Annotated in this window: 25 protein-coding genes and 6 tRNA genes; 30 read left to right on the top strand and 1 reads right to left on the bottom strand. The window is 49.4% G+C overall.

Annotated features, from left to right (window positions below; genetic code table 11):
- The first annotated feature begins 239 nt into the window (after nucleotides 1-239).
- The 23 genes from ACESLK_RS09105 to ACESLK_RS08995 all read left to right on the top strand — a co-directional run bounded on the left by ACESLK_RS09105 (nucleotide 240) and on the right by ACESLK_RS08995 (nucleotide 16,363).
- Nucleotides 240-316, top strand: a tRNA-Met gene (locus ACESLK_RS09105).
- Nucleotides 317-337: 21 nt separating this feature from the next.
- Nucleotides 338-413, top strand: a tRNA-Val gene (locus ACESLK_RS09100).
- 10 nt (nucleotides 414-423) lie between these two features.
- Nucleotides 424-500 (top strand) — tRNA-Asp (locus ACESLK_RS09095).
- A gap of 39 nt (nucleotides 501-539) precedes the next feature.
- Nucleotides 540-615 (top strand) — tRNA-Phe (locus ACESLK_RS09090).
- Between the two features lie 36 nt (nucleotides 616-651).
- Nucleotides 652-735 (top strand) — tRNA-Tyr (locus ACESLK_RS09085).
- Between the two features lie 5 nt (nucleotides 736-740).
- A tRNA-Lys gene (locus ACESLK_RS09080) sits at nucleotides 741-816 on the top strand.
- 128 nt (nucleotides 817-944) lie between these two features.
- Nucleotides 945-1,892, top strand: coding sequence for an MraY family glycosyltransferase (locus ACESLK_RS09075; RefSeq protein ID WP_373229002.1), 948 nt, complete (start codon nucleotides 945-947; stop codon nucleotides 1,890-1,892).
- Between the two features lie 78 nt (nucleotides 1,893-1,970).
- Nucleotides 1,971-3,062, top strand: a complete 1,092-nt coding sequence (locus ACESLK_RS09070; RefSeq protein ID WP_373229000.1) for a PucR family transcriptional regulator — start codon at nucleotides 1,971-1,973, stop codon at nucleotides 3,060-3,062.
- An 89-nt stretch (nucleotides 3,063-3,151) separates the two neighbouring features.
- Nucleotides 3,152-4,294 (top strand): ABC transporter ATP-binding protein, encoded by a 1,143-nt coding sequence (locus tag ACESLK_RS09065; RefSeq protein ID WP_373228998.1) that lies wholly within the window; start codon nucleotides 3,152-3,154, stop codon nucleotides 4,292-4,294.
- A 152-nt stretch (nucleotides 4,295-4,446) separates the two neighbouring features.
- On the top strand, nucleotides 4,447-5,379 hold the full coding sequence (gene hprK / locus ACESLK_RS09060) for an HPr(Ser) kinase/phosphatase (protein ID WP_373228996.1): 933 nt from the start codon (nucleotides 4,447-4,449) through the stop codon (nucleotides 5,377-5,379).
- Nucleotides 5,380-5,396: 17 nt separating this feature from the next.
- Nucleotides 5,397-6,386: a prolipoprotein diacylglyceryl transferase gene (lgt, locus tag ACESLK_RS09055; RefSeq protein WP_373229012.1), complete on the top strand. Its 990-nt coding sequence runs from the start codon at nucleotides 5,397-5,399 to the stop codon at nucleotides 6,384-6,386.
- Entirely contained in the window at nucleotides 6,349-7,017 is a 669-nt protein-coding gene (ppaX, locus tag ACESLK_RS09050) for a pyrophosphatase PpaX (RefSeq protein WP_373228994.1), read from the top strand. The genes lgt and ppaX overlap by 38 nt, the downstream gene beginning before the upstream one ends.
- On the top strand, nucleotides 7,014-7,502 hold the full coding sequence (locus tag ACESLK_RS09045; protein WP_373228992.1) for an acyltransferase: 489 nt from the start codon (nucleotides 7,014-7,016) through the stop codon (nucleotides 7,500-7,502). Before ppaX ends, ACESLK_RS09045 begins: the two co-directional genes overlap by 4 nt.
- Nucleotides 7,503-7,788: 286 nt before the next feature.
- On the top strand, nucleotides 7,789-9,012 hold the full coding sequence (locus ACESLK_RS09040; protein ID WP_373228990.1) for an ATP phosphoribosyltransferase regulatory subunit: 1,224 nt from the start codon (nucleotides 7,789-7,791) through the stop codon (nucleotides 9,010-9,012).
- Entirely contained in the window at nucleotides 9,009-9,647 is a 639-nt protein-coding gene (gene hisG / locus ACESLK_RS09035) for an ATP phosphoribosyltransferase (RefSeq protein ID WP_373228988.1), read from the top strand. The genes ACESLK_RS09040 and hisG overlap by 4 nt, the downstream gene beginning before the upstream one ends.
- Nucleotides 9,648-9,747: 100 nt before the next feature.
- Nucleotides 9,748-11,037: a histidinol dehydrogenase gene (gene hisD, locus ACESLK_RS09030; protein WP_373228987.1), complete on the top strand. Its 1,290-nt coding sequence runs from the start codon at nucleotides 9,748-9,750 to the stop codon at nucleotides 11,035-11,037.
- Entirely contained in the window at nucleotides 11,034-11,642 is a 609-nt protein-coding gene (gene hisB / locus ACESLK_RS09025; protein ID WP_373228986.1) for an imidazoleglycerol-phosphate dehydratase HisB, read from the top strand. The genes hisD and hisB overlap by 4 nt, the downstream gene beginning before the upstream one ends.
- Nucleotides 11,643-12,251, top strand: a complete 609-nt coding sequence (hisH, locus tag ACESLK_RS09020) for an imidazole glycerol phosphate synthase subunit HisH (protein WP_373228985.1) — start codon at nucleotides 11,643-11,645, stop codon at nucleotides 12,249-12,251.
- A 21-nt stretch (nucleotides 12,252-12,272) separates the two neighbouring features.
- On the top strand, nucleotides 12,273-13,007 hold the full coding sequence (gene hisA, locus ACESLK_RS09015) for a 1-(5-phosphoribosyl)-5-[(5-phosphoribosylamino)methylideneamino]imidazole-4-carboxamide isomerase (protein ID WP_373228983.1): 735 nt from the start codon (nucleotides 12,273-12,275) through the stop codon (nucleotides 13,005-13,007).
- A gap of 76 nt (nucleotides 13,008-13,083) precedes the next feature.
- Complete coding sequence (hisF, locus tag ACESLK_RS09010; RefSeq protein ID WP_373228981.1) at nucleotides 13,084-13,842, top strand: imidazole glycerol phosphate synthase subunit HisF; 759 nt, start codon at nucleotides 13,084-13,086, stop codon at nucleotides 13,840-13,842.
- Nucleotides 13,839-14,519 carry a bifunctional phosphoribosyl-AMP cyclohydrolase/phosphoribosyl-ATP diphosphatase HisIE gene (hisIE, locus tag ACESLK_RS09005; RefSeq protein WP_373228979.1) on the top strand — a complete coding sequence of 227 codons (681 nt, stop codon included), beginning with the start codon at nucleotides 13,839-13,841 and terminating at the stop codon, nucleotides 14,517-14,519. The genes hisF and hisIE overlap by 4 nt, the downstream gene beginning before the upstream one ends.
- 8 nt (nucleotides 14,520-14,527) lie before the next feature.
- A complete protein-coding gene (hisJ, locus tag ACESLK_RS09000) occupies nucleotides 14,528-15,331 on the top strand; it encodes a histidinol-phosphatase HisJ (protein ID WP_373228978.1) in 804 nt (267 codons plus the stop codon).
- 81 nt (nucleotides 15,332-15,412) lie between these two features.
- A complete protein-coding gene (locus ACESLK_RS08995; RefSeq protein ID WP_373228976.1) occupies nucleotides 15,413-16,363 on the top strand; it encodes a ribose-phosphate diphosphokinase in 951 nt (316 codons plus the stop codon).
- Nucleotides 16,364-16,476: 113 nt separating this feature from the next.
- On the opposite strand, the gene ACESLK_RS08990 is transcribed toward ACESLK_RS08995, so the two are convergent.
- The gene (locus ACESLK_RS08990) at nucleotides 16,477-16,983 is read right to left on the bottom strand and encodes a shikimate kinase (protein ID WP_373228975.1); all 507 of its coding nucleotides are present in this window, start codon (nucleotides 16,981-16,983) and stop codon (nucleotides 16,477-16,479) included.
- Nucleotides 16,984-17,236: 253 nt separating this feature from the next.
- On the opposite strand from ACESLK_RS08990, the gene ACESLK_RS08985 reads away from it, so the two are divergent.
- From ACESLK_RS08985 to ACESLK_RS08955, 7 genes are all read left to right on the top strand, one after another.
- Nucleotides 17,237-18,967, top strand: a complete 1,731-nt coding sequence (locus ACESLK_RS08985; protein ID WP_373228974.1) for a tetratricopeptide repeat protein — start codon at nucleotides 17,237-17,239, stop codon at nucleotides 18,965-18,967.
- A 224-nt stretch (nucleotides 18,968-19,191) separates the two neighbouring features.
- Nucleotides 19,192-20,142 carry a thioredoxin-disulfide reductase gene (trxB, locus tag ACESLK_RS08980; protein WP_373228972.1) on the top strand — a complete coding sequence of 317 codons (951 nt, stop codon included), beginning with the start codon at nucleotides 19,192-19,194 and terminating at the stop codon, nucleotides 20,140-20,142.
- Nucleotides 20,143-20,203: 61 nt separating this feature from the next.
- Entirely contained in the window at nucleotides 20,204-21,157 is a 954-nt protein-coding gene (locus tag ACESLK_RS08975; protein WP_373228970.1) for an ROK family glucokinase, read from the top strand.
- A gap of 81 nt (nucleotides 21,158-21,238) precedes the next feature.
- A complete protein-coding gene (gene rapZ, locus ACESLK_RS08970; protein ID WP_373228969.1) occupies nucleotides 21,239-22,129 on the top strand; it encodes an RNase adapter RapZ in 891 nt (296 codons plus the stop codon).
- A gap of 9 nt (nucleotides 22,130-22,138) precedes the next feature.
- The gene (locus ACESLK_RS08965; protein WP_373228967.1) at nucleotides 22,139-23,125 is read left to right on the top strand and encodes a gluconeogenesis factor YvcK family protein; all 987 of its coding nucleotides are present in this window, start codon (nucleotides 22,139-22,141) and stop codon (nucleotides 23,123-23,125) included.
- 7 nt (nucleotides 23,126-23,132) lie between these two features.
- Complete coding sequence (whiA, locus tag ACESLK_RS08960) at nucleotides 23,133-24,068, top strand: DNA-binding protein WhiA (RefSeq protein WP_373228965.1); 936 nt, start codon at nucleotides 23,133-23,135, stop codon at nucleotides 24,066-24,068.
- A 102-nt stretch (nucleotides 24,069-24,170) separates the two neighbouring features.
- Entirely contained in the window at nucleotides 24,171-24,440 is a 270-nt protein-coding gene (locus tag ACESLK_RS08955) for an HPr family phosphocarrier protein (RefSeq protein ID WP_094042918.1), read from the top strand.
- Nucleotides 24,441-24,506: the final 66 nt, after the last annotated feature.

The following is a 24,506-nucleotide window of genomic DNA, read 5'->3' as shown; positions in this document are numbered from 1 at the left end:
ATCGGTCGAGGGCTTATCCTAAGCGAAACGTGCGACGAAGTCGTCACGAATGACACGGTAAGACATGTTATACACCTTCTTCTAAGAGCAACACGCAAGTGTTGTCTCGACTAACCGCTTTGTTTCGTATGTCTGCAACATGTTGCTTCGCAACACTGCCTGCTGACATACGGGCCGTGACGACTTTGTCGCACGGGTTCGCATCCAGTTTTCAAGGCGCAAGCCTTGTGTTTAAATGTGGCGGTGTAGCTCAGCTGGCTAGAGCGCTCGGTTCATACCCGAAAGGTCGGGGGTTCGACTCCCTTCGCCGCTACCATACTTTCTTTCACCCATTCATGGAGGCTTAGCTCAGCTGGGAGAGCATCTGCCTTACAAGCAGAGGGTCGGCGGTTCGATCCCGTCAGCCTCCACCATTATTATCTTGGAGCTGTGGTGTAGTGGCCCAACATGCCTGCCTGTCACGCAGGAGACCGCGGGTTCGAATCCCGTCAGCTCCGCCATTTTATTTACAAAGCACCAAATACCAGTAATGTGGATATGGCTCGATAGCTCAGCTGGTAGAGCAGAGGACTGAAAATCCTCGTGTCGGCGGTTCGATTCCGTCTCGAGCCACCATTCTTTACTCCGGTCAATAAAACCGGTTTGTAATGTGGAGGATTAGCGAAGTGGCCAAACGCGGGAGACTGTAAATCTCTTCCTTCGGGTTCGGTGGTTCAAATCCATCATCCTCCACCAGTTTTGAGTCATTAGCTCAGTTGGTAGAGCACCTGACTTTTAATCAGGGTGTCGTAGGTTCGAATCCTACATGACTCACCATATAGTTATCAATCACGCAGACGTGAAAATGTCTGTTTTTTTGTTGTAAAAAAAGACCCGATTGTTCGTATGCGAGTTGTGAGAATGGGGGAAAGTTAAGTACTAATCTTTCCATTGAGGAGAAGGCCATGATCTATTTGTACGCCTTAGCATTCGCATTTACAGTCGTTATGTTGCTCGTCCCGCTTGTTCGGAGCTTAGCTATACGGGCAAGGTTTGTAGATCAGCCTAATCGCCGTAAAATCCATCCAGAGCCTATTCCTTTATCTGGCGGTGTGGCTATTTTCGCTGGTGTTATCGTTACGTCATTTCTATTCATGGGACATCCTTCGTTGTATAAGACGATTTTTTATGGCGGGATTGCTCTGGTCGCCATTGGTTTATTGGATGATGGATATAAGTCGCGCAGCCGGGAGTTTCCGGTCTGGCCTAGACTGCTTATATACATAGGAGTTGCATTCATCCCAGTATGGCAGGGAATCTCCATACAGGGAATAACTTCACCAACCTCTGCGGGAATGATATTATTCTCTCCTGCGGCAGCTGCTTTGTTCACGGTGGTTTGGGTATTCGCGCTGATTAATATGCTGAACTTTATTGATGGGATTGATGGCTTAGCGTCTGGCGTTTGCGCGATCTCCTCTTTAACAATATTCGCCGCATCCATAATAGCCAATCATACCGATACTGCACTGGTAGCTGTTATCTTAGCGGGCTCATGCCTCGCATTCCTAGCTTATAACTTCCATCCTGCCCGTATATTCATGGGTGATGCCGGCGCTACCTTCTTGGGATACACATTAGCGGTAACCGCTATCGATGGTACTCTTAAAGGAGCGACATTATTATCCTTATCCGTTCCCTTACTAGCGCTGGGAGTCCCGATTCTAGATACAGCGATCGTATTTACGCGCAGATTAATTAAAGGATCAGGCTTGCATCATGCGGATAACCTTCATACTCATCATAGCCTAATGAAATGGGGGCTGACACAGGTTCAGACTGTATCTTTCCTATACCTGATAGCCGCCGTATTTTCCCTGCTCTCGATCGTAATCCTGTTGGTACTGCGCTGAAGGATCCCCGGTTAAGTATTAAGTGTGATACAATTGTCGCATATTACGCTTATCATCGCGGACAGAGGGGCTTCAACGATGAATAAAACTAGGCTGCAGCAATTAGGGCAACTTTTAAACGCGTCAGTCGTTTCCAAAGTGATAACGGGAGCAGAGTGGGAACGGGAAGGCGGAAAGAAACATCCAGAAGTAGGCGATACCGTCCAACTGAAGAAAGTGTGCCTGATGGTCACTCGCGTGAATGGCTCAGAGCTGCATTGTATTGAGATGGGAGCGGTCTTGTCGCCTTTGGAGAAACAACTGCTAGGATGGGCAATTCAACAAGGCGGAGCACGGCCAGTATCCGGGACATCGGATTTGGAGCGTCAGGCTAGAAGGCTCGGGGAATGGATTCAGCAATCGGTTACGGCGGGAGAGTGGAGAGCGGAGGTTCCCGATCGGATGGAGCTTCGAAATCGCTTATTCGATGGCATGGTTCCTTTTGTAGTGCTTTTCGAGCAGGTCGAAGAGAAAGAGCCTGCATATAGCGAGCTAGAGAAGACAATTCGTACCTTCATTGCAGACGATACGCTGTTGATTCCTCTTAGAGAGCACGAGTGGCTTATTCTAAGCAGTGATAGAGTGCTGACGGAAGCCGAAAGCGATGGGGATGAAGTCCTGGGACACGAGGAGACTAAAGAAATTTTGTCCACCTTGGCTCAGGGTCTTCACCAATTAATTACAGGAGAATGGGGCGGAGAGTGTCATATTGCTGTAGGAGATCCAATCGTACCTTCAGAGAGCGTAGTGCGGACTGTAGGGACTTTACGGGAGACGATATTCCTCGGACGCAAATTCCATATGGGCATGCAAATCCATTTACCTTGGCTCGTACATCTTGAAAGATTGCTAAGCGGAATCCCGGAAACGGTAAGATCCCGATTCGTTGAGGAAATGATGGGCAGGCCGGATTTATTCACGGATTCAGAAACGGTATCGACGCTTGACGCCTTCTTCTCCATGGATTGTAACGTAAGCGAGACAGCCAAAAAACTTTATATCCACCGCAATACTCTACTATATAGATTAGATAAGATAAAGAACGAAGCAGGCTTGGATGTCCGTTCATTTAACGATGCAGTATTAGTTCGGATTTTATTGCTATTGTACAAAGTCACGAAAAGGAAATGAATTTTTTGTATGCTTTGTGCATAGTCATTTGCCCCGGGTGTGGGTTAAGATATTCCTGTACCTTCAAACGAAGTTTAGGGGGAAATACAATGGCAGGCGTTCGCTTAGAAAATGTATGGAAAAAATATGCAGGTACCGACAAAGCATCGGTAACCGACTTTAACTTGGATATCCAAGATAAAGAATTTCTCGTTCTCGTTGGTCCTTCCGGTTGCGGTAAATCGACCACGCTGCGTATGATCGCAGGTCTTGAAGAAATTTCCGAAGGCAAGCTGTACATCGGTGACCGCGTCGTGAATGACGTAGCTCCGAAAGATCGCGACATCGCAATGGTGTTCCAATCGTACGCCTTGTACCCTCATATGAACGTTTATCAGAACATGGCATTCGGTTTGAAATTGCGTAAATTCCGCAAAGACGAAATCGATCGCCGCGTACGCGAGGCTGCTCGTACACTCGAAATCGAGCATCTGCTTGAGCGTAAACCGAAAGCATTATCCGGGGGTCAACGTCAGCGTGTTGCCTTGGGCCGCGCAATCGTTCGTGAACCGCAAGTATTCTTGATGGATGAGCCGCTTTCCAACTTGGATGCTAAGCTGCGTACACAAATGCGTGCTAACATCTCCAAGTTAATGAAGCGTCTGGAAACAACTTGTATCTACGTAACCCATGACCAGACAGAAGCGATGACAATGGGTGATCGTATCGTAGTTATGAAAGACGGTTTCATTCAACAAGCTGCTACTCCTGAAATTTTATATAACCACCCGCTTAACCTGTTCGTTGCTGGCTTCATCGGCGCTCCTTCGATGAACTTCATCACAGGTCAGCTGGTTGAAGATGGCGGAGCAGTACGCTTCCGTGCAACAGGCTTTAACGTTGAAGTTCCAGAAGGCAAAGCAAAGTTCCTTCGCGGTAAAGGCTATATCGGTCGTGAAGTTATCTTGGGAGTTCGTCCTGAAGATTTCCACGAAGAGCCGGTATTTATCGAAGCTTCTCCGAACAGCGTTGTTAACGCAACTATCGAAGTATCCGAGAACCTCGGTCACGAGATGTTCCTATACTTGAACGGCCTTGGCAAAGAGAACGTTATCGCTCGCGTTGATGGACGTTCCGGCCTGCGCGAGAACCAAAATATCAAGCTTGCGATCGACATGAACAAAATTCATGTTTTCGACAAAGACACCGAAGAGAACATCTTTGAGTCCGAATTGAACCTTAATAAAAAATAAGAAGTTCGTCTTCATAAGCGAAACCGTTCGGCCGATGGCCGGGCGGTTTTTGTTCTTGTTTTAGATTCAGATTAGCTTGTTTTGATCCTCTAATTGATTTGTGTGATTTTTTTGGTTACGATGATAGAGGAAACTAGGAAGGGAGCTGTACGATGGCTAAAAAAGTGAGAGTATCAGAGCTCGTGCAGCAATTTCACCTCGAAATTGTAGCAGGCGAAGATGGATTACGTCGGATCATTAGTACGGACGACTTGAACCGTCCGGGACTTGAAATGGCTGGCTACTTTAATTATTATCCTGCAGATCGAGCGCAAATACTTGGTCGTACGGAGCTTGCGTTCCTAGAGACGTTAACGACTGAGGAACGGCATGATCGGATGGAGCGTTTATGCCATGAGGAAACCCCTTGCATCATTATTACGCGAGGACTAGAAACACCGTGTGAGTTAATTAATATTGCAAACGAAAGAAACTTTCCCGTGCTTAGAAGCACAGTGGCAACAACGATTCTCCTTAGCCGTATTACCAATTTCTTAGAGAAGAAGCTTGCTCCATCGGCTACGATTCACGGGGTGCTTGTCGATGTGTACGGAGTGGGGATGCTTATTACCGGAGGCAGCGGTATCGGGAAGAGCGAGACAGCGCTTGAGCTTGTTAAACGCGGACACCGTTTGATTGCCGATGACGCGGTAGAAATTAGGCAGACGTCAGACAACAACCTATTCGGCACTGCACCCGACTTAATCAGGCATCTGTTGGAGATCCGCGGTCTTGGTATTCTAAATGTTATGACCTTATTCGGAGCCGGAGCGGTAAGAAACCAGACAAGCATTAGCTTAGTCGTCAAGCTAGAGAACTGGCAGCAAGATAAGCAGTATGATCGTCTGGGCTTGGATGAAGAAACAACGAAGATCATCGAGACGGAAGTCCCTCTATTGACGGTTCCCGTTCGTCCCGGTCGTAACTTAGCGGTTATCCTTGAGGTTGCTGCGATGAACTTCCGCTTGAAACGGATGGGCTACAATGCTGCCTTGCAATTCACGAATAAATTAACCGAGGCTATCTCGGAAGAGGATTACGAATAGAAAAAGAAAATTGGAGGATAACCATGTTTCCATTACTTTTGGATCCGATTGCGTTTACGCTTGGACCTTTGACGGTGCATTGGTATGGAATCACTCTGGGTCTGGCGGCATTAGCCGGTTTACTGATCGCCATTCAGGAAGGGAAGCGGTTCGGACTAACCTCCGACTTCTTCCTGGATCTTATGCTTTACGGAGTGCCGTCGTCTATTATCGCTGCTAGGTTATATTACGTAGCCTTCAAATGGGATTATTACTCAGAACACCCCGGAGAAATCATACAAATATGGAATGGCGGAATCGCTATCTATGGTGCGATAATTGGAGCCTTGATTTGCGGGTTCTTCTATATCCGTGCTAAGGGCTTTGATTTCTGGCGAATCGTCGATATCTGTGCGCCATCCTTGCTGATTGGACAGATGATCGGACGCTGGGGAAATTTCATTAATCAAGAAGCGTACGGCGGTCCGGTTGAGAAGTCTTTTCTGAGCGATACATTACATATTCCAGCTTTTATCGTGAATCAAATGAACGTTAACGGAACGTACCACCACCCGACATTCCTCTATGAATCGTTGTGGAGCTTGCTGGGATTAGTTATCCTGTTCATTGTTCGACGTCAGAAGTTCTTGCGAGCGGGCGAGCTATTTTTCACCTATTTTATCTGGTATTCCATTGGTCGTTTCTTTATCGAAGGTCTACGGACAGACAGCTTAGCGTTCCACGGTCCGACTTGGCTGGTTTCATTGATGGACAGCTTATGGTCACCAATGACATCCGTTTTCGAAGCTGGATATTTGGATGCGGCTGAAGGTAATGTGCGCAGTTCGCAGCTGTTCGCTATTCTCATCATTCTTTTTGGTATCGTGTTTATTGTTGTACGTCGCCAGAGGGGAAATGCCATAGAGCGTTACAACGATCCTCTCGTTAATCATAAAGAAGCTGCAAGAAAAGAAACGGAGAAAATGGAGAATGACCCAAAGGAAGAAAATAACAACCGTTCTGTTTGATCTTGATGGAACCATTATTGATACAAATGAGCTTATTATCGAGTCGTTCCTTCATGCTTTGAAGGGTGTCGTGCCTGCTGGCTTTAACCGCGAGCATATTATCCCGAGCATGGGAGAGCCTTTAACGGTACAATTGCAGCAATTCTCCGGGCAGAAAGATGTTGCAGGGTTGACTGGGGCCTATCGGGAATACAATCTTCTTCGTCATGATGAGATGGTTTCACTGTTCCCGGGAGTCGCTGAGGTCGTTCCACAGCTTCATAACGCTGGAATCCGCCTAGGTATCGTAACCACTAAAATGAGGGGAACGACAATCCGAGCTCTGGAGCTTCTAGGGATGTTCAAATACATGGGGGCGATTGTCTCTCTAGATGACGTGGAGCATGCGAAGCCGCATCCGGAGCCGGTTGCCAAGGCGATTCAAGCGCTGGGCTCGGATCCTTCCGAAACCATTATGGTGGGAGACAGCACCGTTGACATGCTGTCGGCTATAGCTGCAGGAGCTGTGCCGGCAGGCGTAGCCTGGTCGTTAAAAGGGGAAGAAAAGCTGTTTGAGGCCGGTGCCGTTCATATGCTGCGGGAAATGAAAGAGCTTCTGACTCTATGCGGAATTGAAGGTGTCGATGCTTGAGAAATGTGGAGCGGTATCCGGTGGAAGGACCGAATGCGCTTTGGCAAATGTATCGGACGATATCGCGGTTCAAGGCTGTTCGCAACTTTTTGTTCATTCAGCTAACGCGGTATTGTCCGAGCTTACCCGTGAAAAACTGGATATACAGACGGGTCCTCGGCATGAAGGTGGGATGCCATACGGCTTTCGCGCTAATGGTTATGGTGGACGTTTTCTTTCCGGAACGAATTTCAATAGGCGACAATACGATCATTGGATATAATTCCACTTTGTTGACTCATGAATATTTAATCAAGGAATATCGTCTAGGCGACATTCGGATTGGCTCGGGTGTGATGATCGGAGCTAACGTTACGATTCTTCCGGGCGTTACGATTGGAGACGGAGCCGTTGTTGCTGCGGGATCTGTCGTTCATAAGGATGTAGCGGCCGGTACCTTCGTCGGGGGTAACCCGCTGAGAGTTATTGAACGCAAGAGCGATTAGCTTGGCGGCTAAAATAAATGCCTAAGGAAAACCTGCACATATAGCTGTGCAGGTTTTTTGGTCTTGTGCGAACTGGGGTCTAGTGGGTTGTCAATACGAAGTGTTAGAATGGAACGTTATAACAGGCGCATTTTCCGGGATTGACTGAGCGTTATCGGCATGGTAATATAACGACTAACCGCTTTATTTTGGCAGTATGGTAACTTGGTAGCACTTTAACGTAATAAAGTAAATCGTGATTGATTACGAATGATTAGGATAGAGATGGAAACGAGGGGTATGCAGAATGACGAAACCTAAAGTATTCGAGAAACCAACGGGCGTTAAAGATTATCTTCCTCATGCAGTAACAAAGCTGCGCCGCATCGAGCGTAATGTGCTGGAGTGTATGCGGACATGGGGCTATGAGCAGATTATGACACCGACAATCGAATATTACGATACAGTAGGGGTGGCAAGCAGCACCTCCGACCAGAAGCTATTCAAGCTGTTGAACCAGCGCGGGACTACGATTGTGTTACGCTCCGATATGACTGCGCCGATTGCCAGGGTGGTCGGATCGCTTCTGAAGGAGCAGCCTTTTCCGATTCGGCTTAGCTACCATGGCAATGTGTTCCGTGCGTTCGAAGAGGAAGCGGCGCGCGAAGCGGAATTTTTCCAAACGGGCGTAGAGCTTGTTGGCGATTCATCTCCAGAAGCGGATGCGGAAGTCATCGCGCTTGCTATTGCTTCGCTGCAAGCGGCAGGGGTGCCGTCGTTTAAGATTGCGATGGGCCATGTAGGTTTTCTGAATGGCTTGTTCGAGGAAACCTTGCCTGGACGTGAGAGTGAACAGGAGGCTTTAAAGGCATGTTTGCTGCAAAGGGATCATGTCGGTTATCGGGATATTCTGCGTAAGCTATTGATTGACGCGGCTTGGCAGCAAGAGCTGGAGCATATTTTACGGCTTCGCGGCGGACAGGAAGTATGCAATCAGGCGTTAGAGCTTAGTGCGAATGAAGATGCGCAAGCGGCAATCCGTCATTTGTGCGCCGTTTGGGACGTTCTGGCCGCTTATGGCGTGCAAGAGCACGTTCTCATCGACCTAACGATGATCGGGGATTTTTCTTACTATACGGGAATGACCTTCGAAGGTTATGCCTCTCATCTAGGATTCCCAGTATGCAGCGGCGGACGTTACGATAATCTGCTTGCTCAGTTTGGCCGTCCTGCGCATGCGACAGGTTTCGCGATTAAGACGACTCGTATTCTCGACGTTGTGGAGGATGCTGCGGAAGAAATGGGCAGAACGTTAATTATTTATGGCCCGTCATTGCGCCGCTCGGCTTTAATGGGGGCAGAGCGCCTGCGTGAAAGAGGTCAGGCAGTCGTGACGGAGTTGCTTACACCGGCTAATGAGAACGAGCTGGAGGCGGTTAAGGCAGCCGCTGCAAACGGAAGCTTTGTTTATCGGGGCACGGAGTATACGGCTTTGTTGGAAATCGGTACGGATGAGGGGGAATTAGCATGACAAACGGAGGAATTCTAAAGGTTGCCATGCCTAAGGGGCGGATCTATAAGCAGGCAAGCAAGCTTTTCCGCCAGGCGGGGCTTCCGATTCCCGAGGATTTCGACGATTCCCGCCGTTTGATTATTCCTGTGCCTGAAGCGAATATGGAATTTATTATGGCGAAGCCGGTCGATGTACCTACTTATGTGGAATACGGTGTCGCAGACATCGGAATTGTTGGTAAAGACGTGTTAATGGAAGAGAATAAGGATGTATACGAGCTGCTGGATCTGGGAATCGCCCAATGCCGGATGTCGGTCATCGGGCTGCCGAACTGGAAGCCGGTCATTCATCCTCGCGTAGCGACGAAATATCCGAGCGTGGCTTCCCAATATTTCCGCGAGCAAGGCCAGCAGGTGGAAGTCATTAAGCTGAACGGCTCTATCGAGCTTGCGCCGCTGATCGGTCTAGCTGACCGGATCGTCGATATGGTGGAGACTGGACAGACCTTGAAGGATAACGGCTTGGTGGAGATGGAGACATTGTTCCAGGTTACCAGTCGATTGATTGCCAATCGGGTGAGCTACCGGTTGAAGAATAGTGCGATCCAAGCGCTGTGCGATAGGCTTGGTGTGGCTATTCATGCTCGGGGATGAGCTTGGGAAAATAGAAAGCACAGTGTATGATTTGCGAGGGATAATTAGACAAATAGTTCTAGGTTTATGTGCAAGAGGTTGAGAGGCAGGGGGTTTGAGCATGTACATCGGAAAAGCGTCTAATTTCCGCTTGGAGCGGGAGAGCGAGTATGGTACTCCGGAGCAGAATGCGGCGGTTAAGGAAATCGTGGAGGCCATTCGCAAGGAAGGCGACGATGCTTTGCTGCGTTATACGGCAGCATTCGACAAGGCCACGCTGCTGCCGGAGCAGCTGCGAGTAACAAACGAGGAAATTCAAGGCGCTTATGCTCGCGTGGAGCCAGAGTTTCTCACTGCGCTCCGGCAAGCGGCTAAGAACATTACAGCGTTCCATGAGAAGCAGAAACGAGGAACGTGGATGGATGTCGCGCCGGATGGAACGATGCTGGGAATGGTGCTGCGGCCGCTGAAGCGGGTTGGGCTATACGTTCCTGGAGGCAAAGCGGCGTATCCATCGTCCGTGCTCATGAACGTGCTGCCGGCTAAGGTGGCTGGCGTGCCGGAGATCGTGCTGGTGACGCCGCCGTCGACAGGCGGGCGTGAAGGGATCGACCCGTACATTCTAGTGGCGGCCGCGGAAGCGGGTGTGACTGAGATGTACCGGGTCGGAGGAGCGCAAGCGGTAGCGGCGCTAGCGTACGGGACGGCGAGCATTCCCGCCGTCGATAAGATTTGCGGGCCCGGCAACATCTATGTGGCGCTGGCGAAACGCGCCGTGTTCGGCGCGGTCGACATCGACAGCATCGCGGGCCCGAGCGAGATTGTCGTGCTGGCGGATGACAGCGCCGATCCGCGGTTCATCGCCGCGGATATGCTGTCGCAAGCGGAGCACGACGAGATGGCCTCTGCGGTGCTGGTTACAGCATCGCAGGGGTTGGCCGACGCGGTCGCGGCGGAGCTTACGCGGCAGGTGGCTACGCTGCCGCGGCGCGAGATTGCTCAGCGTTCGCTGGAGCAATATGGCGCGATCTTGATCGTGGACAGCCTGGACGAAGGACTGGATGTCGTGAATAAGCTGGCGCCGGAGCATCTGGAAGTGATGACGGAGGATCCGCTTGATCTGCTGGGTCGGATAGAGACAGCAGGTGCGATTTTCCTCGGTCCATACAGCTCCGAGCCTGTAGGCGATTATTTTGCGGGACCGAACCATATTTTGCCGACGAATGGCACTGCACGGTTCTCTTCGCCACTTAATGTAGATGATTTTCTGAAGAAGTCCAGCTTGATCCGATATAGCAAGGAAGCGCTCAGGAGAGATGCTTCGGGTATTGCTACGTTAGCCCGCCATGAAGGCCTGGAAGCTCATGCCCGCGCGGTGGAAATTCGATTCGAAGGTGGGGAAATCCAATGAATGATGATCAAGTGAAGTTAAGCCGCAGTGCTGCGGTATCCCGTAAAACAAATGAAACTGACATTCAACTGTCCTTAGGCGTAGATGGTTCCGGTGAGGTTTCAATCGAAACGGACGTACCTTTCCTTAACCACATGTTGGACCTGTTCGCCAAGCATGGACAATTCGATTTGAAAGTCGAAGCCCGCGGAGACATAGACATTGATGATCACCATACGGTAGAGGACATCGGTATTTGCCTGGGTCAAGTTCTTCGAGAAGCGATTGGCGACAAATCCGGCATTAAAAGATACGCTAGCGTATTCGTGCCTATGGATGAGGCTCTTGCGCAGGTTATTATCGACATTAGCAACCGTCCGCATTTTGAATTGCGCGCCGAGTTCCCTTCTGCTTCCGTGGGAAGCTTCACGACAGAGCTTGTGCATGAGTTTCTATGGAAATTCGCGCTAGAGGCACGTATCACTTTACATGTAATCGTCCACTATGGCCGGAATACTCATCATATGGTTGAAGCAGTGTTCAAAGCGCTGGGACGTGCGCTGGATGAAGCGACTTCGATTGATCCTCGCGTGAAGGGCGTCCCTTCCACGAAGGGAGTGCTGTAAGTGATTGCCATTATCGACTACGGCATGGGTAACCTGCATAGCGTCAGCAAAGCCGTAGAGCGACTGGGCTGCGAAGTGATCGTGACATCCGATCCCGAACAAATCCTTGCGGCCGACGGAGCGATTCTGCCGGGCGTAGGTGCCTTCGGCGATGCGATGGCTAATTTGCAGGAAACCGGATTGGTGGAAATCGTTAAAGCGTATGCTGAATCCGGGAAACCGTTGCTCGGAATTTGTCTTGGCATGCAATTATTGTTCACGGAAAGCGAAGAGCACGGAACTCACCAGGGCCTCGGTTTGCTGCCTGGGCGAGTTGTGCGTTTCCAAGGAGACTACAAAGTTCCTCATATGGGCTGGAACGAGCTTAAGTTCTTACAGCCAAGCCCGCTGTTCGACAATGTCGAGCCGGGACATGTGTATTTTGTCCATTCTTTTCACGCGTTGCCGGAGCAAAGCACGGATTTACTCGCGGTGACAGACTATCACCAGCCAGTGACGGCAATCGTTGGACGAGACTCGGTATTCGGCATGCAATTTCACCCGGAAAAAAGCGGGATGCTGGGCATGGCGCTATTGGAGCGTTTTGTCGCATTGGCTGAGAATCGGTAAAAAAAGGGAGTTTTAAAAGTAATGTCTAAATTTATCATCTATCCAGCCATTGACATTCGCGGAGGTAAATGTGTCCGCTTGGTCCAAGGCGATTATAACCAAGAAACAATATACAACGAAGATCCTGTAGCGGCTGCTCTTGATTGGGAAGCGCAAGGGGGGCAATGGATTCACTTGGTGGATCTTGACGGCGCAAAAGCTGGGCATCCCGTAAACGATGAACTGATCGGACGTATTGCTAAGGCTGTAAATGTACCCGTTCAAGTGGGCGGCGGCTTGCGCAGTGTTGAAGATGTGGAGCGACTTCTCGGATTAGGTGTCTCCAGAGTTATTCTGGGGACGGCGGCAATCGAGGACCGGACATTTGTTTCCCAAGTTCTGAATAAATACGGAGAAGCAATCGCAATCGGAATCGATGCACGGAACGGCTTAGTGGCGACTAGAGGCTGGTTGGAAACATCGGAAGTAAAAGCAGAGGATCTAGCCGTGCAATTGGCGGGAGAAGGCGCGCAAACATTCATCTTTACCGATATTTCCCGGGATGGCATGATGGGTGGACCAAACGTAGAGGCCATTCTGTCGCTGGCGAAGGTGTCCGGTCGCACAGTAATTGCTTCTGGCGGCGTAAGCAAGCCTGAGGATCTGGACAATCTTGCTGTCCATGCCGCTGAAGGCATTGGCGGTGCTATCGTAGGTAAAGCGCTATACACAGGAAGCATTAGCCTCGCAGAAGCAGTCAGCAAATTCCAAAAGTAACTTTTAACCGTCGCACGGAGCACCAAAAGCAGCTGATAGAAGAGGCGGCGAATAAGAAGGAAGGGGGATGACCCTTATGCTGGCAAAACGAATTATTCCTTGCCTAGACGTGAAGGATGGACGGGTCGTGAAGGGTGTTAATTTTGTGAATTTGCGTGATGCTGGCGATCCGGTAGAGCTGGCGTCGATCTATGACCGTGAGGGCGCAGATGAGCTAGTGTTTCTCGATATCTCGGCATCCGTCGAAGGTCGAGCGACAATGATTGATGTTGTTCGGCGAACCGCAGGTGAGATTACGATTCCGTTTACGGTTGGCGGCGGCATATCTGCTGTTGAGGATATGAAGCGATTACTGCGTGCGGGTGCGGATAAAATTGGCATTAATACAGCAGCATTACGCAATCCGGATTTGATTACAGACGGCTCGAGAACGTTCGGAGCACAGTGTATCGTCGTGGCCATTGATGCGAAGTTTAACGCGGAGTGGCAAGAGTGGGAAGTATTCACCCACGGCGGACGCAACTCGACGGGAATTAGGGCTTTAGAGTGGGCGAAGGAAGCGGAACGCCGAGGAGCGGGAGAGCTGTTGCTGACGAGCATGGACGCAGACGGTACTAAGGATGGCTTCGATATCGCGCTAACCCGTGCGGTATCCTGCAGCGTTGGCATACCGGTGATCGCATCAGGCGGAGCGGGTAATGCGTCGCACTTCTCGGATGTGTTCGCGGATGGGCTTGCAGACGCTGCGCTTGCTGCAAGTATTTTCCACTACAAGGAAGTCACTGTGCAAGAGGTCAAAAACACGCTGCGCGGCAAAGGAGTGAACGTAAGATGACACAAAATGATCGGGCAAAATTACTAGAGCAAATTACATGGAGCTCGGAGGGGCTAGTTCCTGCAGTAGTGCAGGATGCCCTCAGCAAAGAAGTGTTAATGCTGGCTTATATGAACCGAGATTCGCTGCAGAAGTCTCTTGAAACCGGGCAAACGTGGTTTTGGAGCCGCTCTAGGAGCGAGCTATGGAACAAAGGCGCGACAAGCGGAAACACGCAGGAAATCGTCTCCTTGCATTATGATTGCGATGGTGACACGCTGTTAGCGAAGGTAAAGCAGAAGGGTCCAGCTTGCCATACGGGGGCATACAGCTGCTTTTACCGAGAAGCCTCGGCTAACGAGACGACTGTACCGGAACAAGGGAATAAGATGGAAGACCGTTTCGGACCGCTCAGCCGATTGGAAGCGACGATTGCAAAGCGGGATGCGGAACGTCCAGAAGGTGCTTATACCACCTACCTTTTCGAAAAAGGCCTAGATAAAATTCTCAAGAAGGTCGGAGAAGAGTCGGCCGAGGTAATCATTGCCGCGAAAAACCGAGACAAAGAAGAGCTGCGTTGCGAGGCTGCGGACTTGATCTTCCACCTAATGGTGCTGCTCCGCGAGCAAGGGATTCCGTTCGACCAAGTCCTGCAGGAGCTGGAATTCCGCAATCGGATGCCGGTTAAGAAGGATTAGGTGGCACAATGCGCATTGACTATCACACGCATAATTACCGTTGCGGCCATGCGGTCGGCACGCTCGAAGAATACGTTCTAAGCGCCATCGACAAAGGGCTGGAGCAAATCGGTTTGTCTGATCATATGCCGCTTGTCCATATAAGTCCGGAGGATCACCCCGATATTGCTATGTCAATGGAGGAACTCCCTCATTACGTGGAGGAATGCTTCAGACTTCAAGATGTATACCGCGACCGAATCGCCGTTCGCGTTGGGCTTGAAGGGGACTTTATCGAAGGCTGCGAGGAGCAAATCGCGGCAATCGTGAATGGGTACCCATGGGATTACGTGATCGGCTCTGTTCATTTTCTGGGAACATGGGATGTGACGGATTTCAGGCAAGTTCACCAGTGGGAAGGACGGAGCATCATTGGTGCATATGAACAATATTTCGATGCGATCCAGAAAGCTGCTGCGACGGGTTTGTATGATTACATTGGCCACATCGACGCGATTAAGCGGTTCGGGTTCCGTCCGGAAGAGGATTCGGCTCCCCTAGAGGATGCTGCGCTACAAGCGGTTGCAAAGCATGGCCTTGCCTTCGAGCTGAATGCTGCCGGGATTCATGCCCCCTGCAAGGAAATGTATCCCTCGCTAAGTATGTTGGAGCGTGCTAAAGCATACGATATTCCGGTAACATATGGTTCCGATGCCCATCATCCCGATAAAGTCGGCCATAAAGGCTTGGATGCTCAAACAATGCTGAAAAATGTCGGATATTCACAAATAGCAACGTTTGAGCGGCGAAAAAGGGTAATGAAATCCATTTGAACTATAGCCATTCTAATGTATAATAGGTTGACTGACGGTTTTCGACACGTTGATGTCGAATAGCCAAATTTGGAGGGGCACATGTACAGCAGCAAACTTCGTATTTTTTCGGGATCATCCAATCCATTATTGGCAGGAAAGATCGCCGATCACCTCGGATTGCCGCTTGGGAGAATCAAGCTTTCCCGATTCAAGAGCGGCGAAGTGTACGTTCACTATGAGGAAACGATTCGCAATTGCGATGTCTTCATCGTCCAATCGTTATCCCATCCGATCAATGACTACTTCGTAGAATTGCTGGTCATGATTGATGCTGCCAAACGGGCATCCGCTCGGACAATTAACGTTGTACTGCCATACTATGGCTACGCTAGGCAAGAGCGGAAAGCTGCCCCACGCGAACCAATCTCCGCGAAGATGGTAGCGGACGTCCTGACAACGGTAGGTGCTCACCGGATCGTTACAATTGATTTGCATGCTCCGGCAATCCAAGGCTTCTTTAATATTCCAGTGGATCACCTGACTGCGCTTGATTTGATCAGCGATTATCTGAAAGCCAAGGACATCCGAAATCCTGTTGTCGTATCGCCTGATGCAGGACGCGCTTCGACGGCTGAGAAGCTGGCGAATCAATTGGATTGTGCATTTGCTATCATGATTAAGAAACGCCCAGCTCATAACGAATCGGTCATCACTCACGTCATTGGAGATGTGGAAGGCTGTACACCGATCATTATCGAGGATATGATCGATACCGGCACAACCATCGTAAACGTAGTAGAAGGCTTGAAGGAACGCGGAGCGGAAGACGTATACGTATGTGCGACCCATCCTCTATTCTCTGGACCGGCCCTGAAGCGATTGGATCATCCGAACATCAAAGAAGTGGTCGTTACGGACTCCATCTTGCTGCCGGAGGACCGTTCCTCTCGGTTCAAGGTGATCACTGTTGCTCCAATGCTTGCCGAAGCCACGCGGATTATCATGGAGGGCGGCTCGATCAGTACACTGTTCAAGAACGCTGGGGTATAATCTTCAGATAATGACAATAAAAACCATCAACGAATTGGAATCTCCATTTGTTGATGGTTTTTTTTCTGTATGGAGATTGGACAATAAAGCAGGATTTGATCGGTTGTTCATCTCTAATAGTTCGGTTCATCAATTTTATATTCTAACTTTAAGGTTTGGACAATATAGTCGGCAACCTCTTCCGGATTCAAGTCGTCGGTACTCACTTTTGAATGGTTGAGGGAATATGCATTTTGGCGGGAATAAAACAGTTTTTCAATATCTTCCATCGATTTTTCTTGCAAAACAGGCCTGTTATCCATTATGAGGTGAATCCGATCTTTCCATGAGTCCCAGGTGATATCGAGAAAAAAAACGATGGAGTTTGACAGGCATACATTTCTAATTTCTTCTTGCATGAAAGCGCCCCCGCCGAGTGATACAATTTTTAAACGAGAGTTTTCGCATAAATCGACGATATAGTCCTTTTCAATTTGCCTGAACTTTTTTTCGCCTAGGGTCTTAAAAATCTGCGGTACAGACATATTTTGCTGCTTTTCAATTTCTTGATCAACATCAATAAAATCGCGGTACATTTTTTTTGCCAGATGCAACCCGATGGTGGTTTTACCCACCCCCATAAAGCCCGTTAAGATGATGTTTTTTTCTTTGATGGGTATGTGTTTGTTCGTAAATATGGCAAATCACTCATTTCCGATGGGTAATCCTCTAATTATAAAGGGAATGGAAATGAGATTCAATTGTCTTTATAGCTCACAGCTTCATTGCTTTTAGAGATGTTTGCTGGTTGGGCGTTATTATTTTATGGATTGCTCCGGCTGTGTTATAATCGTGGTTGATGGAGTCCCAGAACAACTAGGAGGTGCCTTGCCGATGAGTCAGCGGAAACGTGCGGCCAAAAACCGACGTCCCAAAGTGATCCCGATGCGTCTGGACGCTACCTTCTTCTTTGAACGAGCCGTACAGTCGCTGGATCGTTACCATTACGACAAGGCACTGAAGTATTTTCGCCGAGCGGTAGAGTATGAGCCGGAGAACCCTGTTAACCATTGCAATATGGCGGGTATTCTATCTGAGATGGGGCGTTATGAGGAATCCAATGTTATTCTTCATTCGGTACTCGACCAGATCGATCCTGCAATGACGGAATGCCACTATTACTTGGCCAATAACTATGCCAATATGGAACTATATGAAGCGGCGGAAGAAGCGCTTGTCCGATATTTAGAGAATGACCTGGAAGGCCAATTCCTGGATGAGGCTGACGAATTGCTGGATTTGTTGAACTATGAGCTTAATCGGCCAACGAAGCTTGCGACGATCAAGTCGAAGGAAAATATCTATGCGCATGACAAGGCCCGTGAATTGCTGGAAGCAGGCCAATTTGCCGAGGCGGTTAAGATGCTGGAAGAAATTATTCAGCGCGAGCCTGAATTTTTAGCCGCGAGGAATAACTTAGGTCTGGCATACTACTATATGGGGCTATTCGAGAAATCGGTCGAAACCATAACCGAGGTGCTGGATGCGGAGCCGGGTAACCTGCATGCGCTTTGTAACCTTGCGATTTTCTATCAACACTCCAATCAGGACGGTCCGCTGAAAGCTTTGATTACCCAATTAAACAAAACAGTCCCTTTCCACCCGGAGCATGTATTCAAGATGGCAACAACGCTCGGAATAGTGGGGGAGCATCAGGAAGCATATCGTCACTTTCGCCGTCTGCTGCGCACTGGGGAGCTGGCGGAAGAGCCTAGTCTGCACCATTTTGCTGCGGTTGCCGCCACGAATCTTATGCGGTACGAGGATGCGGAGAAACACTGGAAGCAAGCGGAGCGGTTGGATTCCGAGTCGCCGGTTCCTGCATTTTTCTTAAAACGTCTAGAGAAGGTGCGTTTCGGCGAGGAAGCTCCTCCAACGCATTACCATTACCACCTCCCCTTCGAGGAGCAGTTCCGACAATGGGAGCACAGCCCTGGTCAAGTGACCGATGCGCTGAAGCGCGAGCCCTTGATCCGCTCGTCGTTCTTCTGGGCGTTAAGGCACGGGGATCGCCGTACGAAGGTTCAGGTGATTCAAGCGCTGGGACTTGTAGCCGATGAGGAAGTTATTGAAGCGCTGAAGTCTTTCTTGATTGATGCGGACGAGGAAGACGAATTAAAGCGGGTTGCCGTTCTCGTGCTGCGTTCAATCGGCATTGAGGATTCGTTAACCGTTACGTTCGGCGGGAAAACGCTGACCTTGGAGGCTAGGCGCAAATCAGCTAAGCTGCCGATATGGGACAGCGCTTGGCAGGCTGTGCTGGAGCATGCTCTCGATGGGATGGCAGGACGATACGACGTCGTACAGCAGCATGATATGATGACGCTGTGGGTTGATTATTTATCCCGTGTGTATCCAGAAGTACCCAAGCTTCATAAATCTACGGGCTGGGCCGCAGCGCTGGAATATTGGACGGCTAAGATGCACCGTAGAACCGTAACCTATGCAGACTTAGTCAGTCGTTATGGTGTTTCACAGGCAAGCATCAGCCGTTATGCAAATCGCATTGACGAAGCTTGCGGCATTCGCGAGAAGCTGGACTTAACGACTTCTTCCTTCCACTAGAATAAGTAAAACGGCTTCTCGTTCATAGAGGAATAAACGTTTGTATAGAGCTATCAGAGAGGTTAAGGGTTCTACAAACTCGACCTTACTGATCTTATAAAAAAGACCGTAAAACGGCGTATGTGACAATGAAGCATTCTGCAAACGGTACTCATTCGTTGTACTCGTGACAACGAAACATTCCGCAGGCGGAACTCATTCGTTGCACTTAGGAGGAAGAAGTCATGCACAAAACGATTGTTATCGGAACAGGGCCTGCAGGACTAACAGCAGCGATTTATCTGGCACGCGCGAACTTATCGCCGCTCGTCATTGAAGGGCCTGAGCCGGGCGGTCAGTTGACCACGACGACCGAAGTTGAGAATTTCCCGGGTTTTCCTGAAGGGATTATGGGACCGGAGCTTATGACCAATATGCGTAAGCAAGCAGAACGCTTCGGTGCAGAGTTCCGTACCGGATGGATTAACAAGGTAGATATGTCCAAGCGTCCTTTCACCCTGTCACTTGAGGGCGGAGAAACCTTACAGGCGGAAACATTGATCATCTCTACAGGGGCATCGGCGAAATATATCGGCATTCCTGGTGAGAAGGACAATATCGGCCGCGGCGTTAGTACGTGTGCGACATGTGACGGGTTTTTCTTCCGCGGAAAAAAAATCATCGTCGTAGGCGGCGGAGATTCCGCGATGGAGGAAGCCAACTTCTTAACGCGATTCGCTTCTGAAGTCACGCTTGTTCATCGTCGTGATGAGATGAGAGCCTCTAAGATTATGCAAGACCGTGCCCGTCAGAATAACAAAATTCTATGGGGCTTAAACAAAACGCCAATTGAAGTTGTTGCAACTGGAATGGGCGTAACGGGATTGAAAGTACGCAACAATGAAACGGGCGAAGAGGAAATTATTGAAACGCAAGGACTCTTCGTTGCAATTGGACATACGCCCAATACGAAGTTTCTGGACGGTCAGATCGACACGGACGAACTCGGTTACATCCTTGTGAAGCCGGGTACAACGGAGACTAACATTCCGGGCGTGTTCGCATGCGGTGACGTGCAGGATCATAAATATCGTCAGGCTATTACAGCTGCAGGAAGCGGATGTATGGCCGCACTGGATTGCGAGAAGTTCTTGGAAGGCTCGATCGCTCAAGATTGGAGCAAATCTCTTTCATAAGAGTTTCAGCAGATAAAATTAGCTTCTTAACAACATTATTCTTTATGAGGTGTCGACAAAAATGTCAGAATCGTTGTATGTAGGCGTAGATTTGGGTGGAACCGCCATTAAGGTTGGCTTGTGCAACGCAGAGGGGGATTTGCTTCGTACGCATGAAGGCCCTACGCAAGCCGTGAATGGTTCGGATGCCGTGTTAACCAACATTGCAACCTACGTCAAAGAGCTTGTAGCTCCGGGAACTCCAGAATGGGATGCCGTTGAAGGTATAGGGATCGGTATTGCCGGGTTTCTGAATATTCCGGAGGGGATTATTGACTTTTCGGCGAACCTTCCATTTAGGAATGTGCCTGTTAAGAAAATCATGGAGGAAAAGATCGGCAAGCCGGTAAAAATCAATAACGACGCGAATGTAGCCGCGCTTGGGGAAGCTTGGGCCGGTGCGGGCAAGAATATTGCGAATTGTGTCTGTTATACTTTAGGAACTGGTGTCGGCGGGGGCATAATTCTTAACAACCGATTGATCGAAGGGTTTTCCGGAATGGCGGGTGAGCTCGGACACATTTCGATCGTACCTGATCTGGAGGCCATTCAGTGCGGTTGCGGTAAGATGGGCTGTCTGGAGACGGTATCCTCGGCAACCGGGATTATCCGGATGGCGACGGATGCAGTAGAACGCGGCGATAAGACCTCCCTAGTCTTTATTGAGGGAGAGATAACGGCAAAAGACGTGTTCGACGCTGCCAAAAGCGGCGATGAAGTCGCGCAGCGCATAGTCAGTCGCGCAGCCTTCTACTTGGGCAAATCAATGGCAGCTGTTGCAGTAATCATTAATCCACAGAGATTTATCATTGGCGGCGGAGTGAGCAAGGCTGGAGATTTTCTCTTTGCCCAAATCCGAGAGGTGTTCGATAAGTTAACACCAGACAATGCCAGAGACAGGGTCGAGATCGTAGCTGCCGAATTAGGCAACAATGCCGGAGTTGTGGGAGCGGCCGGATTGTTCCTTCGCGCATAACGTTCAGACGATCGGCTCCGCTGCACATTGAGCGTTAACGGGCGTTTGGTCGTTAAATAGCTACTGGGGGGAGGAAGACGAATGGATACAATAAATGTGCAGCCGACACTTGTTATCATTACGGGGATGTCGGGCGCGGGGAAGACGATAGCCGTTCAAAGCCTTGAGGATTTGGGTTTTTTCTGCGTCGACAATTTACCGCCTGTCCTTATTCCCAAATTCGCTGAGTTGATTGAACAATCCCAAGGACGGATTGCCAAGGTAGCGTTGGTGATTGATTTGCGGGGGCGCGAGTTTTTCACGGCACTGTCAGAATCTCTCAGCTATATTCGTGAGCATTATACCATTCATTCCGAAATACTTTTTCTGGATTCAACGGATTCGGTTTTGGTACAGCGTTATAAGGAAAGTCGTCGCATACATCCGCTCTCACCGGAAGGTATGCTCCTTGACGGTATCCACCTAGAGCGCAAGCTGCTCGAGGATCTGAAGGGCTGGGCGACGCAGGTCATTGATACGAGCAGTCTTAAACCAGCAGCATTAAAGGAGAAGATCATTGGGCGTTTCACGAACCTTGATCGAAATAATATTTCGATCAATGTGACCTCCTTCGGTTTTAAGTACGGCGTGCCGATCGATGCTGATTTGATCTTCGACGTTCGTTTTCTGCCTAATCCGCATTATGTGGAGCAGCTTCGTCCGAAAACCGGGGTTGAGGCGGAAGTATATGATTATGTGATGAAGTGGCCTGAAACGCAGACGTTCCTCACAAAGTTATTAGATATGCTGCAATATTTAATCCCTCTCTATCATAAAGAAGGCAAAAGTCAGGTTGTGATCGGAATCGGTTGTACCGGAGGGAAACACCGTTCCGTAGCGCTGGCTGAATATCTGGGGCGTAGGCTAGGTTCCAGCGATACAGAAATGGTACGAGTGAGCCATCGCGATTCCGAACGCGACAGGCATAGCTGAGGTGTGGCGATGAAACAACAGCTAAGCCTGGGACGAAACCCGCGTATCGTCGTGATTGGCGGCGGTACGGGGTTATCCGTCATGCTTCGCGGATTAAAGCAGAAGCCGCTTGATATCACGGCAATCGTTACGGTAGCCGATGATGGAGGCAGCTCTGGTATTCTACGTGAAGAGCTGCAGATCCCGCCTCCAGGGGATATTCGCAACGTCTTATCAGCTCTAGCGGACATTGAGCCTTTGCTCGCTGAGGTATTGAAATACAGATTTCAGAACGGTACAGGTTTAGCTGGCCATAGCTTGGGCAATCTTATTCTTGCGGCGATGACGGATATTACGGGCGATTTCGTAACCGGAATAACCGAGTTAAGCCGAATATTCGCAGTCAGGGGACGTGTCCTGCCTGCCGCTAATCAAGCCATCGTGCTTAAGGCGGAAATGGAAGATGGCTCCATTGTTGTAGGGGAATCTACGATTCCAAAATCCGGGTTGGCCATTCGCAAGGTGTTTATCGAGCCCGCTGATGTAGAGCCTCTACCGGATGCGGTTCTTGCTCTTCAGGAGGCGGATGCGATTCTGATCGGACCTGGAAGCTTATATACAAGCATTCTGCCAAATCTCATCGTTCCCAAGCTTGCGGATGCGATTGTCAAATCCGACGCTGTGAAGCTATTCGTTTGTAATGTGATGACCCAGCCGGGAGAAACAGACAATTATTCGGTTAGTGACCATTTGGATGCTATTCATGCGCATATTGGGCAGCACTTATTCGACTATGTGATCGTCAACAATGGGGAAATTCCTCCTCAGGTGCAAAGCTTATATGCCGAGAAGGGATCCACAGCGGTTCACCTGGACTTAGATGAGGTTACCCGCCTTGGCTACAAGGTCATCGCGGACACACTTGTATTATTCCGAACCTACCTGCGACATGACGCTGCCAAATTAAGTGATCATATCTATCATCTTGTTGAAGATTGGATGTTGCGAAAGGGGTGAAATGGGCATGTCATTTGCGGCGCTGACCAAAAAAGAACTAACTATGGTGGAATCGGAGAGCTGCTGTGAGAAAGCAGAGCTATCGGCGCTAATTCGGATGAATGGAACAATATCCCTCTCTAATAAGCGGGTTGTTCTGGATATCGCCACCGAGAATGCCGCAATCTCACGCCGGATGTACACCCTTTTGAAGCGACATTTTACCGTAGTGACAGAGCTGTTGGTCCGTAAAAAGATGCGGCTCAAGAAAAACAATGTGTATGTCGTACGGGTGCCAGCTGGTGCGGAGGCGATTCTAAGCGAGCTGTCAATCGTCTCCGAAGGCTTCCTCTTCCATCCGAGCATCGACAAAGCGCTGATTCGCAAGCCTTGTTGTAAAAGAGCATATTTGCGCGGTGCATTCCTTGCCGGTGGATCGGTGAACAACCCCGAAGGCTCATCTTATCACCTGGAGATTGCATCGATTTATGAGGAGCATTGTCAGGCATTGGTTGACTTAGCGAATAAATTTTCACTAAATGCGCGATTTATTGAGCGCAAAAAGGGATTTATTCTGTATATTAAAGAGGGCGAGAAAATAATCGAATTCCTGAGCATTATCGGGGCGCATCAAGCTTTGTTCAAATTCGAGGACGTTCGCATCATGAGAGATATGCGGAATTCGGTTAACCGTATTGTTAATTGCGAGACCGCTAATCTTAACAAGACAATCGGAGCAGCCGTGCGCCAGATCGATAATATCAAGCTCCTTCAGAAGGTGGTTGGCCTGAGTAACCTTCCCGACAAGCTTCGCGAGGTGGCGGAAGTCAGGCTTCAGCATCCCGATATTAATCTGAAAGAGGTTGGCGATTTGCTTAAAGGGCAGGTTAGTAAATCCGGGGTTAACCATCGTCTTCGGAAGCTTGATGAATGGGCAGAAAAAATCCGGAATGGCGGAGCATAAACCGTATAGCGTATTTGTTCATATCAATGGTATAATAGTTGAGAAACTATAGCACGGGGGTCCCGGCAGCGGGACGAATTAAAGATAGGGGGTATCCGGTCCATGACGAGACAGCCGGTGGTAGTTCGGCTTAAAACGGGTCTTCACGCCAGACCGGCGGCACTTTTCGTGCAAGAAGCCAATAAATTCTCTTCCGACGTCTTCGTTGAGAAGGATGAGAAGAAAGTAAATGCGAAAAGCATCATGGGCATTATGAGCCTGGCAATCAGCTCCGGTACGGAAGTCGCGATCAGCGCGGAAGGTTCCGACGCAGAGCAAGCTGTAACCGCTTTAGTGCAACTTGTAAGCAAAGAAGAGCTTGAAAACCAATAATAGTCCTTCGCGCGAAGCTCCCTGCAGGGAGCTTTTTGCATTTCTATTCAAACAGATGAAACATTT

Origin of the sequence: Cohnella sp. (assembly GCF_041640265.1) — a bacterium.
GTDB lineage: Bacteria > Bacillota > Bacilli > Paenibacillales > Paenibacillaceae > Cohnella.
Note: the sequence above shows the minus strand (reverse complement) of the source record. Positions and strands in the feature narration are given on the sequence as shown.